General features: G+C 35.1%; 20 protein-coding genes. 14 read left to right on the forward strand and 6 right to left on the reverse strand.

What is annotated here, in order from left to right; translation table 11 throughout:
* Window positions 1-93 precede the first annotated feature (93 nt).
* Window positions 94-348, reverse strand: coding sequence for a hypothetical protein (locus tag B5D55_RS09915; RefSeq protein WP_078933858.1), 255 nt, complete (start codon window positions 346-348; stop codon window positions 94-96).
* A gap of 313 nt (window positions 349-661) precedes the next feature.
* Between B5D55_RS09915 and B5D55_RS09920 the strand changes: the two genes are divergently transcribed.
* Together B5D55_RS09920 and B5D55_RS11505 are read left to right on the forward strand one after the other, a co-directional pair.
* Entirely contained in the window at window positions 662-1,171 is a 510-nt protein-coding gene (locus B5D55_RS09920; RefSeq protein WP_078933859.1) for a hypothetical protein, read from the forward strand.
* A 338-nt stretch (window positions 1,172-1,509) separates the two neighbouring features.
* On the forward strand, window positions 1,510-1,722 hold the full coding sequence (locus tag B5D55_RS11505) for a hypothetical protein (protein WP_143593338.1): 213 nt from the start codon (window positions 1,510-1,512) through the stop codon (window positions 1,720-1,722).
* Between the two features lie 123 nt (window positions 1,723-1,845).
* Here the strand turns inward: B5D55_RS11505 and B5D55_RS09930 are convergent, their stop codons facing one another.
* Genes B5D55_RS09930 through B5D55_RS09945 form a run of 4 tightly spaced genes read right to left on the reverse strand, consistent with a single transcriptional unit; the run spans window position 1,846 to window position 6,255 of the window.
* A complete protein-coding gene (locus B5D55_RS09930; RefSeq protein ID WP_078933861.1) occupies window positions 1,846-4,002 on the reverse strand; it encodes a YfhO family protein in 2,157 nt (718 codons plus the stop codon).
* A complete protein-coding gene (locus tag B5D55_RS09935) occupies window positions 4,002-4,889 on the reverse strand; it encodes a ChbG/HpnK family deacetylase (protein WP_078933862.1) in 888 nt (295 codons plus the stop codon). Before B5D55_RS09935 ends, B5D55_RS09930 begins: the two co-directional genes overlap by 1 nt.
* Window positions 4,882-5,805: a glycosyltransferase family 2 protein gene (locus B5D55_RS09940; protein ID WP_078933863.1), complete on the reverse strand. Its 924-nt coding sequence runs from the start codon at window positions 5,803-5,805 to the stop codon at window positions 4,882-4,884. The genes B5D55_RS09935 and B5D55_RS09940 overlap by 8 nt, the downstream gene beginning before the upstream one ends.
* Before the next feature lie 3 nt (window positions 5,806-5,808).
* Window positions 5,809-6,255: a GtrA family protein gene (locus tag B5D55_RS09945; RefSeq protein WP_078933864.1), complete on the reverse strand. Its 447-nt coding sequence runs from the start codon at window positions 6,253-6,255 to the stop codon at window positions 5,809-5,811.
* Between the two features lie 338 nt (window positions 6,256-6,593).
* Here B5D55_RS09945 and rffA point away from each other — a divergent pair, with 338 nt between their 5' ends.
* The 12 genes from rffA (at window position 6,594) to B5D55_RS10000 (ending at window position 15,895) form a co-directional block, all read left to right on the forward strand.
* Window positions 6,594-7,463 carry a dTDP-4-amino-4,6-dideoxygalactose transaminase gene (gene rffA / locus B5D55_RS09950; RefSeq protein WP_268811103.1) on the forward strand — a complete coding sequence of 290 codons (870 nt, stop codon included), beginning with the start codon at window positions 6,594-6,596 and terminating at the stop codon, window positions 7,461-7,463.
* Between the two features lie 31 nt (window positions 7,464-7,494).
* Complete coding sequence (locus tag B5D55_RS11990; protein ID WP_268811104.1) at window positions 7,495-7,734, forward strand: DegT/DnrJ/EryC1/StrS family aminotransferase; 240 nt, start codon at window positions 7,495-7,497, stop codon at window positions 7,732-7,734.
* Between the two features lie 27 nt (window positions 7,735-7,761).
* The gene (locus B5D55_RS09955; RefSeq protein ID WP_078933865.1) at window positions 7,762-8,301 is read left to right on the forward strand and encodes a GNAT family N-acetyltransferase; all 540 of its coding nucleotides are present in this window, start codon (window positions 7,762-7,764) and stop codon (window positions 8,299-8,301) included.
* A 53-nt stretch (window positions 8,302-8,354) separates the two neighbouring features.
* On the forward strand, window positions 8,355-9,293 hold the full coding sequence (locus tag B5D55_RS09960; protein ID WP_078933866.1) for a glycosyltransferase family 2 protein: 939 nt from the start codon (window positions 8,355-8,357) through the stop codon (window positions 9,291-9,293).
* A gap of 1 nt (window position 9,294) precedes the next feature.
* On the forward strand, window positions 9,295-9,636 hold the full coding sequence (locus tag B5D55_RS09965) for a transporter (RefSeq protein WP_078933867.1): 342 nt from the start codon (window positions 9,295-9,297) through the stop codon (window positions 9,634-9,636).
* Between the two features lie 9 nt (window positions 9,637-9,645).
* On the forward strand, window positions 9,646-9,996 hold the full coding sequence (locus tag B5D55_RS09970) for an EamA family transporter (protein ID WP_078933868.1): 351 nt from the start codon (window positions 9,646-9,648) through the stop codon (window positions 9,994-9,996).
* Window positions 9,997-10,027: 31 nt separating this feature from the next.
* Window positions 10,028-11,752 carry a hypothetical protein gene (locus B5D55_RS09975; RefSeq protein WP_078933869.1) on the forward strand — a complete coding sequence of 575 codons (1,725 nt, stop codon included), beginning with the start codon at window positions 10,028-10,030 and terminating at the stop codon, window positions 11,750-11,752.
* Between the two features lie 340 nt (window positions 11,753-12,092).
* On the forward strand, window positions 12,093-12,452 hold the full coding sequence (locus B5D55_RS09980) for a helix-turn-helix domain-containing protein (RefSeq protein WP_078933870.1): 360 nt from the start codon (window positions 12,093-12,095) through the stop codon (window positions 12,450-12,452).
* On the forward strand, window positions 12,439-13,116 hold the full coding sequence (locus B5D55_RS09985) for an ImmA/IrrE family metallo-endopeptidase (RefSeq protein ID WP_078933871.1): 678 nt from the start codon (window positions 12,439-12,441) through the stop codon (window positions 13,114-13,116). The genes B5D55_RS09980 and B5D55_RS09985 overlap by 14 nt, the downstream gene beginning before the upstream one ends.
* Window positions 13,117-13,314: 198 nt before the next feature.
* Window positions 13,315-14,106, forward strand: a complete 792-nt coding sequence (locus tag B5D55_RS09990) for a DUF4469 domain-containing protein (protein ID WP_078933872.1) — start codon at window positions 13,315-13,317, stop codon at window positions 14,104-14,106.
* Window positions 14,107-14,239: 133 nt separating this feature from the next.
* Window positions 14,240-15,370 (forward strand): glycosyltransferase family protein, encoded by a 1,131-nt coding sequence (locus tag B5D55_RS09995; RefSeq protein ID WP_078933873.1) that lies wholly within the window; start codon window positions 14,240-14,242, stop codon window positions 15,368-15,370.
* Between the two features lie 39 nt (window positions 15,371-15,409).
* Entirely contained in the window at window positions 15,410-15,895 is a 486-nt protein-coding gene (locus tag B5D55_RS10000) for a hypothetical protein (protein WP_078933874.1), read from the forward strand.
* 77 nt (window positions 15,896-15,972) lie between these two features.
* Here the strand turns inward: B5D55_RS10000 and B5D55_RS11910 are convergent.
* Window positions 15,973-16,186: ATP-binding protein (locus B5D55_RS11910; RefSeq protein WP_234975422.1), on the reverse strand; the 214-nt coding region annotated here is incomplete at its 5' end.

The following is a 16,186-nucleotide window of genomic DNA, read 5'->3' on the forward strand; positions in this document are numbered from 1 at the left end:
GCCATTCAAACAAAACAAGTTTGAATAGAAGTTACAGAATCTGTTATTCTTCTTTTCAGCGTGACCAGTTTTTTGACTCAAAGATATTATCTTTTACCATAAACCATCACCCCTGAACGTTTTTTTTATGCGCTCAACGCCGGGGTTGAGTTTTTTCTGTATCTGGCGCTCTGTTTCCTGCCATTTTTCCGCAACCATATAGAGCGGAAGTGTGAACAGAGTAACAACAAAACTAAGACCTATAACAGCAATGCCTTGATTGCCTGTAATTTCAAAAAACAGTTCGTAAAAAAATTCCGTAAGCTGAATCAACGGCATTATTATTATTTGATAAAGAAACGTAAGCATAATTCGTTAGTATATCGAATTATTTTTTATGGTTTAATTCGACGGCAAAAATTGTCAAAAATTTTTTATTTACTATTTAGTTTCTAGAAAACAGATAAAAAAGAATGCAATTAATAACCTACCTACTATCGAATTCTGTTTTTCGAAAATAAAAACCGGCTTATACAGAGTGTGTAAACAGCTCATCATACAGCACTTAGTGGTACGGTTTATACAGAGGAAATATGCAGGGTTGTTAGAGTACTTGAGAAAAAATTTCATTTTTTTCTGCCATTTTTGCCTTTTTTTCAAAATAAAAACGATTTAAAGGTGTATGGAAAAAGCAGAAATGACAGAAAACGACACAGAAAAATGCGGAACATCATGCAGAAAGAATGATTCGCAGACTGAGCATACGCCGAAAGGCACAGCGGAAACGTTGGTGAGAACTGAAATGTGTCTGGATTCACATAGAAACACTGGATATACCGACGGAAAACCGCCGTATTCCTCTCCCGGTTCGTACAACCGCCAGTACCAGGACAGGCTTTTCAAGGCGATTTTCGGGCGCGAAGAACACAAGCACTGGCTTCTGTCGCTCTATAATGCGCTGAACGGCTCGTCCTACACAGACCCGTCCGCAATCGAAATCAACACGATTGAGGGCATAATCTACGTAACGATGAAAAACGACATTTCGTTCCTCATCGACTCGCAGCTGAACCTGTATGAGCAGCAGTCCTCCTACAACCCAAATATGCCGCTAAGAGGGCTGATGTATTTTGCAGAACTTTATCAGAAGCACTTACCCGGCAGGACAAAGACCTGTTTACGACTGCTATAGTAAAAATTCCGACTCCTAACTTCGTCGTCTTTTACAACGGAAGCCGTGAACTGCCCGACGTAACGAAGCTCCGCCTGAGCGATGCGTTTGAAGTTCCTGAGGAAAACGGCGACTTTGAATGGACGGCGACTATGCTGAACATCAATTCCGGACACAACAAAACACTTTTCCAAAAGTGCAAACCGTTGTATCATTATTCGTGTTATGTTGACCGGGTAAAAAGTAACGTCCGGTCAGGAATGACAAAAGAAAAAGCCATAAGCGAAGCGGTAAGCTTTGCAATCCGGAATGATTTTCTGGACGGCTACTTTAAGCTGCAGAAAGCGGAGGTTTTGAATATGAGTTTAACAGAATTTGACCAGGAAGCTTACGACCGCCACCGGTTCAATGAGGGAAAAGAGGTGGGAATTGCAGAAGGAGAGCGAAAAAATGCCCTGCAGAATGCGCGGAATCTTCTTTGCATGAAACTGGGGTCTGTTGAGCAGATTGCACAGGCAACGCAGCTTTCTGTTGACGAAGTGCTTCAGCTGCAGGAAGAACTGGCTGTCTGAGTTTGCGCAGACAGGTAAATATGATGCAAATGAAAACTGCAATTCAATTGACAACTATAAAGTATCTGTAATGGCAAAACGGATACTTTACAGAATGACACAGATATAATTTGTTCTATATTATTAGAAAATATTTTTTGTAACAGTTTCGTATTTGCATTTCTTTTTGCATATTGATAAAAAATTATTATATACGCTGATTGTTACAAAAATAATAAAGCAAAAGACAGAAACTATTACTCCGAGAATAAAAGAATTATTTTTATAAGTCAGTTCAATCAGATGAGTGCCTTCTGGTACTGTTAATTCCATAAATGCCGTTTTAGCAAGTCTTATATCGGTTTTTTTGTTGTCAATTTTTGCATTCCAGTATTTTGAGTAAGGGATAGAAAGAAAGATTGTACAATCTTTTTCAGGGCTGATTTCCGCTGTAAGTTTATTTGTGCTTGTTTTTACATTTTTAAGATGTTCTCCACTCTCAGAAAAGCCGAAATACTGGAAGTTTTTGTTTTCAAAAATTTTATATCCGATATAATTTTTCCCTGTGTCTATAAAAGATTGAGGAATATCAGCTGTCTTTTCTGCAGGAACAATATAATACTTCACATTAAGAAGAGAAAAAAGATATTCGTTGTTCTCAAGACCAAAAGAACTTAGTAAATTATTTTTCAGATTATAATCCCTATAAAATTCATATAGCAACCCGTTGTTGATTGACCAATAATATGTCGTTCCTTTTATACCTGATACGGCAGGAGCATTAGGACTTTTCAAGCAGGCGGTTTCTACCCTGCAAAATTCTGAATCTTCAATCGGAAAATTAGTCGTGTATTCTCTTTGCAATTCAACGTATTCATCAGTTGAAATTCCTTTTGACAAATAATCAAGTCCTCTTGGTGAGTACCTGAAATTTGCCTGAAAAATTACAGAAATGAGAATGAGTATAAAATATGGAATTTTAACAGAACATCGGAATATATATACCGCACTAAGAATTAAAATTGTAACAAAAAGTACCGTATATGAAAGCAAGAACTGTTCTCTGACATCTGAAATGAATATTGAAAGTGCAAAAACAAAGCAGCATAGTAAGATGCATGCAATCATAATGCTCCTGATTTCTTTCCATGTATATTTTATTGCAGACGGAAGAACATAACTTACACCAATTGCAATGGAAAAACTGAATGCAAATCCCCATCTGTTTGAAGGGTAGGAAAAACCATTGAAAATGCAGCCAAAAACAGGAAGTAAATAAAAAATCAGTCCGATTGTAATAGAAAGCTTCAACTGTCTGGAAATTTTATCTTTCATTCTAAAAAGACAGATTGTCAAAGGCAGTGCAGGTGCTGCATACCCGAATGTTGAATAAGACCCGAATGTTGATGGTGCGACGAATCCTAAAAACATTTTTATGTAGTAATTTGGTCTATATAAAAATGTCAGAGGTTTTTCCTCTTCTGAACGTCCGCACAGGAAAAATCCTGAAACATTTGGGAAAAATAAAAAGGCTGCCATACAGACACCAAGTACATATCCTGCCAATGCTAAAAGTATATATCTCCAGATGTTTTTATATTTATTTTTTGGAAAAACAAAAAAGAATCTTATAAGTGCATATACGAAAACTATTATGCTCAGCATATAAAAAAAGTAGAAATTGCTGGCGGTAGAAACAAAGACAAAAAAAGCGAAAAAGAGAATCCTCTTTTCTCTAAAAATTTTATCAATTCCAATAAAAAGCAGAGGAAGCCAGATCATTGGATTTACAAAATATGGATGTCTTGGAGCGCAGAAAAAAGAAAATCCGCAGAAAATATATACAAAAGCACCGCATAGAGAAGCTTGCCGGTCAAATTTATGGTATCTACAATATGCTAAAAATGCAATACCAATGCAATATAACCTTAGAAATATATTTACATTATATAAAATATGCATATTTTTTGTACTGAAAAAGACAGACAGGAAAGAAAATGGGTCTCCAATAACATAATAATGGAGAGTCTGTATTATGTCGGCTCCAAAGCCAAGATTAAAATCCCACTGTTGAACTTCAAATTTACCTTCAATAAAAAAAGAATGAAATAGAGAACGAAGATACTCGCCGTAATAGGAAAGTGCTGCGATATGCTGTACCCTTCCGTCATAGGTTGTGAAAAAAGTTTTGTCAAGAACAAAATATAAGACAAAGCAGGCGACTGCAATTACAGTAAAAATTGCTGTATAGAATGCAAAAAACAAAAAATCTCTGTACTTTTTAGCCTTTAAGTTATTCATTACACTATCTCCATTTTTTGTAATGTAGAATATTCAATCATTCTGTTCTCAGACAGGTGAAAATCATTAAAACCTGTTTTAGTAAATTCGTCTGTCAGTTCATTTTCGAGCATTGTTCCAGGGTGAAACAGCAGTTCTACAGTTCTATTTTTTTTCTCTGCCTTTTTTTGAAAGACAGGAAGTACATTTTTTATTCTGAAATCCATTTGTCCGCTGTAATAGACACCGCACAGATAGTTTATTTTCTGTCCTCGTGATTGTATGTATTTTGTAATTCTGCGGGAAAAAAAATTCAGAATAAAACATTTTAAAACGTTCACAGAAAATAAACTTTTTCCATGATAAAAAGAAATCGGATCGAACGTATTTCTGATGTATGTTACAGCATAACCTCTTGACTCCAGTTCATATACCGTTTCTTTTAATGCCTCGAATACAACAGGAATCATATGTGGATGCTGATGGCTGTCAAGACGTATTGATTTGCATTCGCATATTCCAGCTGTAACGCATTTTTGTATCTGGGCAATCATTTCTACTTTTAGCTGCTCTTTTATTTTTGCTCTAAAAAAAGGTATATAATTCCAGAGAATCAGTTTTCCCCATGAAACCGAGAACAGTCCGTTTGAATCAACCAAATCTGGAATTGAACTTATTTCTGCACATGGATGACCTTCCATAAAATTAAGATGAACAGATACCAGAATGTTTTTTGTACTTTTTTCTTGAACGGCTTTAAATTTGCGTACTGCACTTTCAAAAATACGAAGATTCGGAATAATGCTGATACTGTCTAAAAATCCGTTTTCGCATAGTGTAAGTATATTGTTATCTGAATTTTCACTTAATGCATAGTCATCTGCATGTGTATCTATGATTCTATTCAATTTTTTCTCCGATGATGTATTGAGGTCTGCCTTTCACTTCATCATAAATTTGAGCAATATACACACCGATAATACCAAGGCTGACCATAATGCCGCCGAAACCAAGCAAAATGATTCCGAGTAGCGTTGGAAATCCATCTGCCGCTTTTCCGGTAAAAAAAGAAATAATTGCATCAACAGCAACAATAAATCCTATAAAAACAAATATGCAGCCGATTACTGTAACAATATGCAGCGGAGCATAACTGAAACAGATTACGTTTTTTACAGCATACTTTATAAGAGCTTTCGTAGACCACTTTGACGTTCCGTTGACACGTTCTGCAACTTCATAATAGACAGTTGTCTTTTTGAAACCGCACCAAAATGAAAGCGCGCGGAAGAATGTATTTCGTTCCTTTAGATTTGCAAGCTCTGTTATAACTTTTTTGTCAAGCAGCTTATAATCGCTTGAGTTTCTCATGTCCAAACCGACAGAGCGACTGATGAGATTATAAAAAATCTTAGTAAACGCCTTATGGAACAAAGACTCTTTTCCCCTTTCAGTTTTTATTCCTTCGACGACTTCAAAGCCTTCTTTCCATTTTTTATACATTTCAATTATAGTTGCAGGAGGATGCTGTAAATCTGCGTCAAGAAGTACTGCACAATTTCCAGTAACATTTCTGATTCCTGCAAACAGTGCTGCTTCTTTTCCGAAATTTCGTGAAAAAGAAACGCATTTTACGCGATTATCTTTTTCATGCAGTGCTTTTATTTTTTGCAGTGTATTGTCTTTTGAGCCGTCGTTTACAAACATAAGCTCAAAGTCAGTTTCATTTGATGTATTTTTGAAAACATCAAGAACAGCATTGTAAAAAGGCTCAATATTTGCTTCTTCATTAAAGCAGGGGACAATCAAAGATATTCTATCCATAATCTACATTTGCTCCGTTTGTTTATCATTGATTTGAGGCTGGCTCTGTTTTTTTTCTTTAAAAATCACAAAGAAACTCAATAAAAAATTAAAGGCACTTAGAATAATTTCAACAATGATTTTGGCAAGAATCTCATTCATCTTGAGAAAGTCGATGAATACAGTCATAAGAACGACATCAAGAAGTCCAGAAAGCATTCGCGATCCGTAAAAATAAACTAATTCGCGGAATACCGCCCTGACGGTTGTGTTATTACTGCGAAAGACATATTTTTTGTTTGTCAGAAAAGCAAACAGGACGCAAAAGAACCATGAAAGAATCGTTGAAACCTGAACGGGAATATGAATTTTTCTGAAGCAATAGTAAAGTACTATGTTAAGAGCCGTCGTAATCACTCCCCAGAAAGTAAATGCAACAATTTTTCTTAAAGTTTCTTTTTGAAACAACATATCACAAAGTATATCATAATTTATCGGTTTATCAAATAGCCTTTATTTCGAGTTTTTATGTTTTCCGTCATTCAGAACTTATTTCGGAATCTGTTTATTATAATAACGTAGATACTGAAATAAATTCAGCGTAACATTCTTCTATTTTCACTATGATAACTGCTGTTTTAAAAGTGTTTTTGAAAACCGACATTTGGGCTAAATAGCTTTTATTTAAACTGACAAAAAAGTTAGTCTTTGATGTGTTTTTATTTTGAATATTTGCTTTGTAACATTACAACAACACAATAAAAAACATATTTCTTTACAGAATGTTTTCTTTTTGATAAAATTGTCTTATGAAGAAGATTGATTTCAATGTTCCCTGTTGTACAAACAATGGACTTTTATATATAGAACAAGCAATTAAGAATCACAAAATTTGTGGTGACGGTGTTTTTACAAAAAAATGCAATGAATGGATGGAAAAGAAATTTAATGCAAAAAAAGTTCTGCTTACAACGAGTGGAACTTCTGCATTAGAAGTGGCGGCTTTGCTTTGTGATGTGAAGCCCGGAGATGAAGTAATTATGCCTAGCTATACATTTTGTTCAACTGCAGATGCATTTGTTCAGCGTGGTTGTAAAATTGTTTTTGTAGATATTCGCCCTGATACAATGAATATTGATGAAAATCTTATTGAAAAGGCAATTACATCAAAAACAAAAGTAATTTGTGTGGTTCATTATGCGGGTGTCTCTTGTGATATGGACACGATTATGGATATTGCACATCGTCATAATCTGAAAGTCGTAGAAGATGCCGCACAAGGAGTGATGTCCTGTTATAAAGGACGAGCACTCGGAACTATAGGTGATTATGGGTGCTACAGTTTTCATGAAACAAAAAATTACAGCATGGGCGAAGGCGGTGCGATTGTCATCAACACAAATATTGATGATATAGAAAAAGCTGAAATTATCCGTGAAAAGGGTACAAACCGCTCAAAATTCTGGCGGGGGCAAATAGATAAATATACATGGGTCGATTATGGTTCAAGTTACCTCCCGAGTGAATTGAATGCAGCATATCTTTGGGCACAACTAGAAGTGGCCGATGATATTAATAATGCGAGATTAAAAATATGGAATATATATTATAGGGGGCTTTCTGGGCTGATGAGGGGGGGGGGTAGAACTACCGAATATTCCAAAAGATTGTATTCATAATGCACATATGTTCTATATAAAATGCAAGGATTTGGAAGAACGAACTGCATTTATTTCTTTTATGAAAGAGAATGGTATAGGCTGTGTATTTCATTATATTCCGTTGCATTCTTCACCTGCCGGTTTGAAGTTTGGAAGTTTTTTTGGAGAAGATACATATACAACTATAGAAAGTGACCGTCTTGTCAGATTGCCTTTATGGTATGGGATAACTCCTGAAGAAGCAGAAATCGTAATAAGCCTTATTAAAAAATTTTATCAGGAAAAATAAATCGATTTTTAGTCTTAGGATTATCAAATGAATCATCTATCAGTTATTTTGAAATCAAAAAATCTCCAACTACGACCGATTACAGAAAGCGACACTGATATGATAGTGTTATGGCGCAATAAAGAAGATGTTAGAAAAAATTTTCTTTATAGAGAAGTTTTTACTTCGAAAATACATCAAACATGGCTAAAAGAGAAAGTTTTTACAGGTAAAGTCGTTCAATTTATTATTGAAATTCCTTCAATAAATGGAGATTTCATTCCTATTGGTTCTGTCTATTTACGAGATATAGATTATGATAACTCATCTGCAGAATTTGGAATATTTATAGGAGATGAATCTGCTCATAGTAAGGGAATCGGTTCTGAATCTGCAAAACTTATTTTAAATTATGGACATACTCAGCTAGGTTTGCACAGAATTTTTTTGCGTCTTATTGCAGATAATGTTGCTGCTTATAAAGCTTATAGAAAAGCAGGATTTATAACTGAAGGCATTTTTAGGGATATGAAAAAAATTGATGGAAAATTTATAGATATTATGTTCATGAGTTCTATAGTCGAATGATTTTTCAATGCTTTTTTTGCAAATGCAGGTTATAAGTTGGAGTATATAAATTTATGGAAAAAAAACTTATTTCTTTTGTTATTCCTTGTTATCGTTCAGAGCATACAATCAGAACTGTTGTGGATGAAATAATTTCTGTGGTACAAACAAAAAAAGATTTTGACTATGAAATTATTCTTGTTAATGACTGTTCTCCAGATAATGTATGGAATGTTATAAAAACAATGTCCATAGAAAATTCAAAAATAAAAGGGGTTTCTCTCTCGCGTAATTTTGGACAACAATCTGCTATTCTGGCAGGATATGCGCAAACGACCGGTGCTTATGTATTTTCGCTTGATGATGACGGACAGGCGCCTATCGAGTCTATTTTTGAACTAATAGCAAAACTTGATGAAGGGTACGATGTTGTATACGCAAAATATTCTGAGGTTAAACAAAATTTGTTTCGCCGGTTCGGCTCTTATATTGCAAGAAAGATGAGTCAGTTTTGCATAGGCATTCCTAAAAATATACGGATAACATCATTTTTTGTTGCAAAACAGTTTATTATAAAAGAAATGTTAAAATATAATCATCCGTATCCGTTTCTTTCTGGACTTGTTTTTAGAGCTACAAAAAATGTTGCATGCGTTACTACAAATCACCGCAGTCGAAAGGAAGGGAAATCCGGCTATACAATAAAAAAACTATTGTCTTTATGGCTCAGCGGGTTCACCGCATTTAGCGTAAAGCCTTTGGAGATATCAACATTCATAGGCGGTATTTTTTCGGTTATCGGTTTTATATATGCTATAATCATTGTTATAAAAAAAATTATGGGAACAATTACAACTGCTGGCTGGGCTTCCATTGTCTGTCTTTTGCTTATAATAGGCGGTATTCAGATGATTCTATTAGGACTAATAGGTGAATATATCGGGCGTATCTATATTTGTATAAATAATGCTCCTCAGTATGTTGTAAAAGAAACTGTTGGTTTTGAGAAATAAAATGGTAAAGTCATATATATACCTTAATTTAATTTTTATTGTCTATTCAATTTCAGGTGTTTTTACAAAACTTGCAGGTTTATCAGATTTTTTGAGTCTTTATTTTTTTATCTTTTATGCAGGAAGCATTTTTGTTTTGGGAATTTATGCTATAGCATGGCAACAAGTAATAAAGAAAATTCCTTTGTCAAATGCATTTGCAAATAAATCTATAACAATATTTTGGAATATGCTGTGGGGAATTATTTTTTTTAATGATTTTATTTCTGTTTGGAAAATAATAGGCGCAGTTATTGTTGTGCTTGGTATTGTTTTGTATTCTTTTAGCGATAATAAGAATTGAGGTATCTCTATGATTGCTGAAATTACAAAATATTCCTGTGTACTTTTGCTGTCTGTATTTATGAGTGCCTGTGCGCAAGTGTTATTAAAAAAGTCTGCTTTAAAAACGTACGCGACAAAAATAAAAGAGTATCTTAATCCTTATGTTATTACAGGTTATGGTATATTTTTCCTAGCCACTTTTTTTTCTGTAGTTGCATATAAAAAAGTTCCGCTTTCGTATGGAGGAATATTAGAATCAACGAGTTTACTTTATGCCACTTTTTTGGGAAAAGTATTTTTTCATGAAAAAATTAACGTCAGAAAAATCATCGCTATGTTAGTTATTATTTTAGGTATTATAATATTTTCAATTAAATAAAAAATACTGAAAAACGATAAAGGAAGTTTTTATGTTGAACAATAATTTCTTGAATAAAAAAAATATCATATATTCTTTTATATTGCTGTCATCTCTCTTCGTCATGTTTCAATCTCTATTCGGGATTTGTTTTGCAGATGAAAGTTTTTATATTGCAGAAGCGCAAAGATTATTTCAAGGGCAGAAACTACTCATCGATGACTATAACGGTGCTCAATTCTATACACCTATACTGTTTCCTTTTTTTTCTGTTTTTTTTAAAATCACAAAAACAACTGACGGCATATTATTAGCAGCAAGATTAGTTCAAACACTTATAACGTGCATTGTCGGTATATATATGTTTTTTTCGTTAAAAAAAATATATACTATGCTTTTAGCATTCAGTTCTTTTTTTATTTTTATATTTTATACAAAAGATGCTATCAGAGGTTTGTCATATTATGCCCTGGCAGTAGATTTTTATTTGTTAGCTGTGCTTTTTCTGTACAATAGCAAAAATAAAAGCAACAGTATTTTGTATTTTTGTGCAGGTATTTTTTTTGGACTTTCGATTATTTGCAATCCCTTTATTCTGTTATTTTACCTTGTTGCTTCGTTCATATTACTATGTGCTTTTTTTGCAACAAAAAAGAAGTTTCATTTTACATCAGTAATACTTGTATGGTGCGGTACAGTTCTTGTAGGTGGCATATATGTTTTTTACTGCTTTCATTTTTCTGATTTACCGGAGTTGATTTCTTCTGTGCAGTCAATTTTTAATACGGTTGAAGGTGATGGGCTTTTTGTTAAGACAGCATATTTTTTCATACGAATAATGAGACCGTTTGTATTAACAGGAATTATCCCCCTGTTTACTGTTGTTTTTCAACTGTTTTTTCTTTTATCAAAAAAGGAATGTATAAACAACAGATACAAATACACACTTTTCTTCTTAAACTTTATTGTTTTCTTATATAGTTGTTTCATCAGAACCAACAGCCCCGGATTTTTTTGCATACCGCTTTTTTACTTTGGCATAGTATGTATGTTTTTGCAAGCAAATGATTTTTCTTTTTTTAAATCTTCTGTTTTTTTATATTTTGCATTACCCGGTATTTTCCTGGCGATTGCATTTTATTATGCTTCTAATACAGGAACAAATGCTGCTACAATCGGATTTCTTGTAACAGTTCCTTTTTCTTTATACTATATATTCTTATTTGTAAGTAATATGATGTCGCATAAAGTGCAACTTGCCGTTAAGGCTGTTGTTCTATTGACTGCCTTTACTCTTTCTGTTTATCAAAAATTCTTTATCATCTTTTCAGACGATTCTGTTTTTGAGCTGAATACAAAGATAACGCAAGGTCCGTGGAAAGGATGTTATACAAGCAAGACTCATAAAAATATATATGATGAAATACTGGCTGATATCAATTATATAAATGAAACTGCTTCATTAGAAGACAGTCTTTTTGTCGCTCCTATGCTGTCATGGGGCTATATTGCTTTTAAAGGAAAAATAAATTCTCCTAATTTATGGGAAATCTATCTTGATGATCAGAATTTAAAACGATTTTTTGACACACACGATTTGCCAGAATATGTTTATATAGTTCTTTCTACAGAGCAAGAAAGAAAATATCACCGTTTTAGAATGTCATATAATTCAGAATCGGAAATTAATGGTTGGTTTTATGATGATGTTTTGAGTCGTTTTTATACAGAGTATCGTCTAAAAAAAGGCATTTTATTTAAAATAGCAAATAAATAATCTTCCATCGTGCAAAAAGTCCGCACCACGGACGTGTACAGGTCCGCGTCGCGGATATACATACATCTGTACTGTGGATGCGCGCATATCCGCAGCAGGGACGTGGAAACACTCGTTCTGCGAATAAAAAATGCAAAAATATTGTACAAAATCTTTTTTATTGTTGACAAAATGAGAGAGGGTGTGTATATTTAATACAAATGAAAGTTCTTTTTTATTGCACTTATACAATATGAATGCTGTAAAAATGGACGGCGGACGTTGTCTGTATCAAACAAAAAACAGGGAGGTTTTATAAAATAGAAGCTGCGGTTGAGGAGTCCGCAAGGAATGATATAAGATGGGAAACACATTTTTCAAAGAAAAGATTCGAAGATTAAGGGAAGATAAGAAACTGACAATGGAGCAGCTTGCAGCCGAAGTCAATGTAACAAAAAGCCGCGTCAATATGTGGGAAAACAACGGAACAGTTCCGCGCCCAGATGTACTTTTGAAACTTGCACGCTTTTTTCAGGTCACTACGGATGATTTGCTCGGAAATATACCTACTACGGAGGAAAATATGCGATTGAATTCTATTCAGCGAAATCTGAAAAAACTAACCGATTCCGACCTTGAAAGAGCTGAGGCTGCTATGAAGCTGATTTTCAGCGACATTTGGGAGGAAGATATGGAAAAGGAGGAGCATGGAAAATTATAAACCTGATTTCAAAAAAGCATACACTGCCGCTCACGAAAAGTTGATTGCACTTAAGCCTGGAACATCATTTCCGTTGAGCGCGGTAACGATTATTCAAACATTCTCAGATATACGGCTGTGCTCTTATGAACACGCGGAAAAGAAGGGGTATCCTCGCTCCTTCTTTCAGAGCGATTCTGCCGAGCTGAAAGAGCTGAACGGAAGATTTATTATTTTTTACGATGAAACAAAGCCGCATTCTCACAACAGATTTTCGATATTTCATGAATGGGCACATTACGAGCTTTTTCACGATATGAATGTCGGTAAGGACAAGACTCTTTATGACATACAGGAAGCGGAAGCTAATCTGTTTGCCGCAGAATTGCAGATGCCTGAGCCTGTTATAAAGGAGCTTGAGAAACGAGGTATGAAGATGAATGCTGATGCAATACAGTGCGTATTCGGAACATCTATGCAGGCTGCCGAAATCAGATTTAAAAATCTTAAGAAATATCCATCTTTTCTACGGACAAGGGAGGAAACAGAGTTAGATGAATATCTTGTAAAGTATACGTTTCAAAAATTTATCAATGCTGTCTGTCCGCGCACCTGTCAATTTGATATGCAGGACGAGTATGAAAAACAGGAAGAGCGCGACAGATGGCTGTGCGAAGGATATTGAGATGAATATAAAAAATAAAAAAGGGAGGTTCAGAAAGACTGATGCGACAGACAGCCGGAAGCTGCCGTAAAAAAAAGAGCCGTTTTTCACTGGTACTGAAAAGCGGCGATCAGACAACATACATGGTATGTGTTTGCGTTGCATGTATACTACCATGTACCGACGCCGGGGTCAAGAAAAAAAATCAGAGGAGTCAAAATGACTGAGCTGATAACAGAGCACACTGGCTCTAAAAAAACGGTGAATATTACGGTGCATAAAAACCATATAGTAAGCGGTGACAAACAGTATGCAACCGTCAATCGCAACACTGCAAGCCTGGAAAACTTGATTGCAGCAGTTCACAAAAACAATCCCTTGATTCCAGAAACTATTATCAGACTGATGGCAACGGAATTCAAAATTGTGATGGTGCAGAAACTTAATAGCGGAGAAGGATTCAACTGCTTTGACTTGGGGATATTGTACCTGACATCAAAAGGCAGCATCGAATCTGAGAATCCGAGTGCGGAAGATGTGCCGGCATTCGGAGTAGCGTTCACTCCATCAAAAACGGCGCGCTATTCTGTTTCTGGTATTGAAATCGATTCGCTGACAAAAGCAGATACACTGCCTGCAATCGGCAGTTTCAAAGACCTTTCGACAAACAAGAGCGGTCTCGAAATAACCGAGGGCGGCGGAATGCAGATTTGCGGTCAGCGGCTCAAGATTGCCGGAGACACGGAGCAGACCGGCATTTTCTTTGCGCCGGTGCAGGAGGACGGTTCGATTGATGCTGACGAAACAAAGTGGCACCGTGTTTCAAAGGTGTTCCGCAACTTTCCGAAAGATCTCTCGTTCTTTCTTCCTGATGAGCTCACCGCCGGGTCAAAATGGTTTGTCGTCCTGCGCTCATGCAGTACGTGGGGTACACGGACATCAAACAGTTTGAAAACAGCAGTCAGTGAAAATCCGATTACAATCATTTCTGCATTAAACGATTCAAACTAACTTACTGCGGAAGTAAAAATCCGTACAGCTGAAGATTGTTGTATTTGTGCAATAGTCTTCAGCTGTTTGTTTTTCGGGAAGCGATAAGAACAAAAAGAGTAGAATATAATTAAAAAGTGATGTATATTGTCAAATGAAACGTTTGTGTCAAGGAATGCGAATGAAGATTTTATATACAATTGACAATCCATTTGATTCTTCTAATCCATATTTTCGAGAAATGATATATAATTTGCAGGCAATAGACAGCTCTATTGTTCTTGATTATGGAATTAGAAAATTCTGGTCATCGGAAACGTTTTCTTATGATATTATTCATATACAATTTCCTCATTTTCTGCTGAAAACAGGTTCGAGAACAGAATGTCATACGGCGCATGAACTTGACTGCCGATTAAAATTATTGAAATCAAAAAACATAAAAATAGTCGTTACTTGTCATAATTTGAAGCCCCATTACAAAAAATTGACGGATGAAAATGAAAGCTATGATATTGTATACAGAAGCGTCGATGTTATATACCATTTAGGAGCGTTTAGTCTGTCATTTTGTGAAAAAAAGTTTCCTTCTGCCCGGCATAAATTGCTGGAACACCCTGTATATGATGATTTGTATACATTCCTTCCGGCCAGGCAGGTAGCATACCAAACATTAAAGCTTTCTTCTTCATTCCGATATATTTTATGCTTAGGTGCTTTTCGGGCTGATGAAGAAAGAGCTTTGCTCATCAAACTGCTAAAGGAACTGAATAAGCATTCAGTAAAAGTCATAGCACCCAGTTTTTTCTGTATCAAATTTACAAAAAATCCCTTTTTGTTTTTTAATCGGATAGTAACTTTTATAAAATACAAACTTCTATATAAGGATATCATATTTTCAGGAAAAAGTGTCCCTGACGAACTGCTGCCATATTATATGTCTGTTGCAGATATTGCTTTACTTCAGAGGGTAAAGATTTTAAATTCTGGTTCATTGCCGTTAAATTTTTATTTTGGGAATGTAGTTGTCGGTCCTGATGTTGGAAATGTCGGCGAAATACTAAAAAAAACAGGAAATCCTGTTTTTAATGTAGAAAACACATCAACATTGAAAACTGCGGTTGACGAGGCATTCTCGCTATACAATACCGGATATGGGGAAAAAAATCGCCGTTATGCTCTGGAGAACTGGTGTATCAGTTTGATTGCGCAAAAACAGTATATGTATTATAAAGAGTTATTGCATCTAACTAATATAAATATAGGAAGGGGGGGGGGTACTTAACCTTCCTGTGCAGTTTCCGTATAACACGGAGGCTGCATAATGTTTTCTATTTTAAAAAGAGTGCTTCCGTCCGTAGTTTCAACTAAGTTGATTTCTTTTTGGCAGTTTATAAAGGCGCAGGCTGAATCAGAAAAAACAACAATTTATAGCAAAAATTTAAATTCAAAGAATAATAAAATATCTGTTGTTTTTATTATTTATTTTGCAGAAGCCTTTTCAAGTTTTAAATCATTATATGAATTACTGAGAGCAGATAATGATTTTGATGTACATTTATTATGCCAGCCGAATTTCAGTGACAATGATTGGTCAAATCATAATGCAGCATATAGCTTTTTATCAGCGTTATATCCAGAAGCTATCAATGCGTATAAAAATAAAAAATGGTTTGCGCTAAACACACTCTCTCCTGATTATGTCTTTTATTGCAGACCTTATAATTCTGATTATTATACAGCCTATAAAGCTTCTGTTGTTCGAGAAGTTGCAAAGGTTTGTTTCATTATTAGAGCTCGCCTGAAATAGCCACAGATAGTCCACCGAGAAAAACCAAAAATTAGTTCAAGAGAAATAACCAGAAACTCAGTCTCTTCGAACTTAGATTATTTTACCGCTGGAAGTTCGGCGTTGGTTGCTTTTCCCCTGAGTGTAGTCAGGGAATACGACTCGCAATCCTTCCCGCGATAACTGTTACCGCGTAAGTTGAAAATCAGGGCATCATCAAAGATTCTGTCCAGTGCACAAAGCAGAGAATCGTCCTCGTTGAAGTTCTGTTTCCATTGTGACGGCTGCTTGTTGCTGGTAAAAATCATTGTG

This window comes from Treponema porcinum, assembly GCF_900167145.1.
In the GTDB taxonomy this organism is placed as follows: Bacteria; Spirochaetota; Spirochaetia; order Treponematales; family Treponemataceae; genus Treponema_D; species Treponema_D porcinum.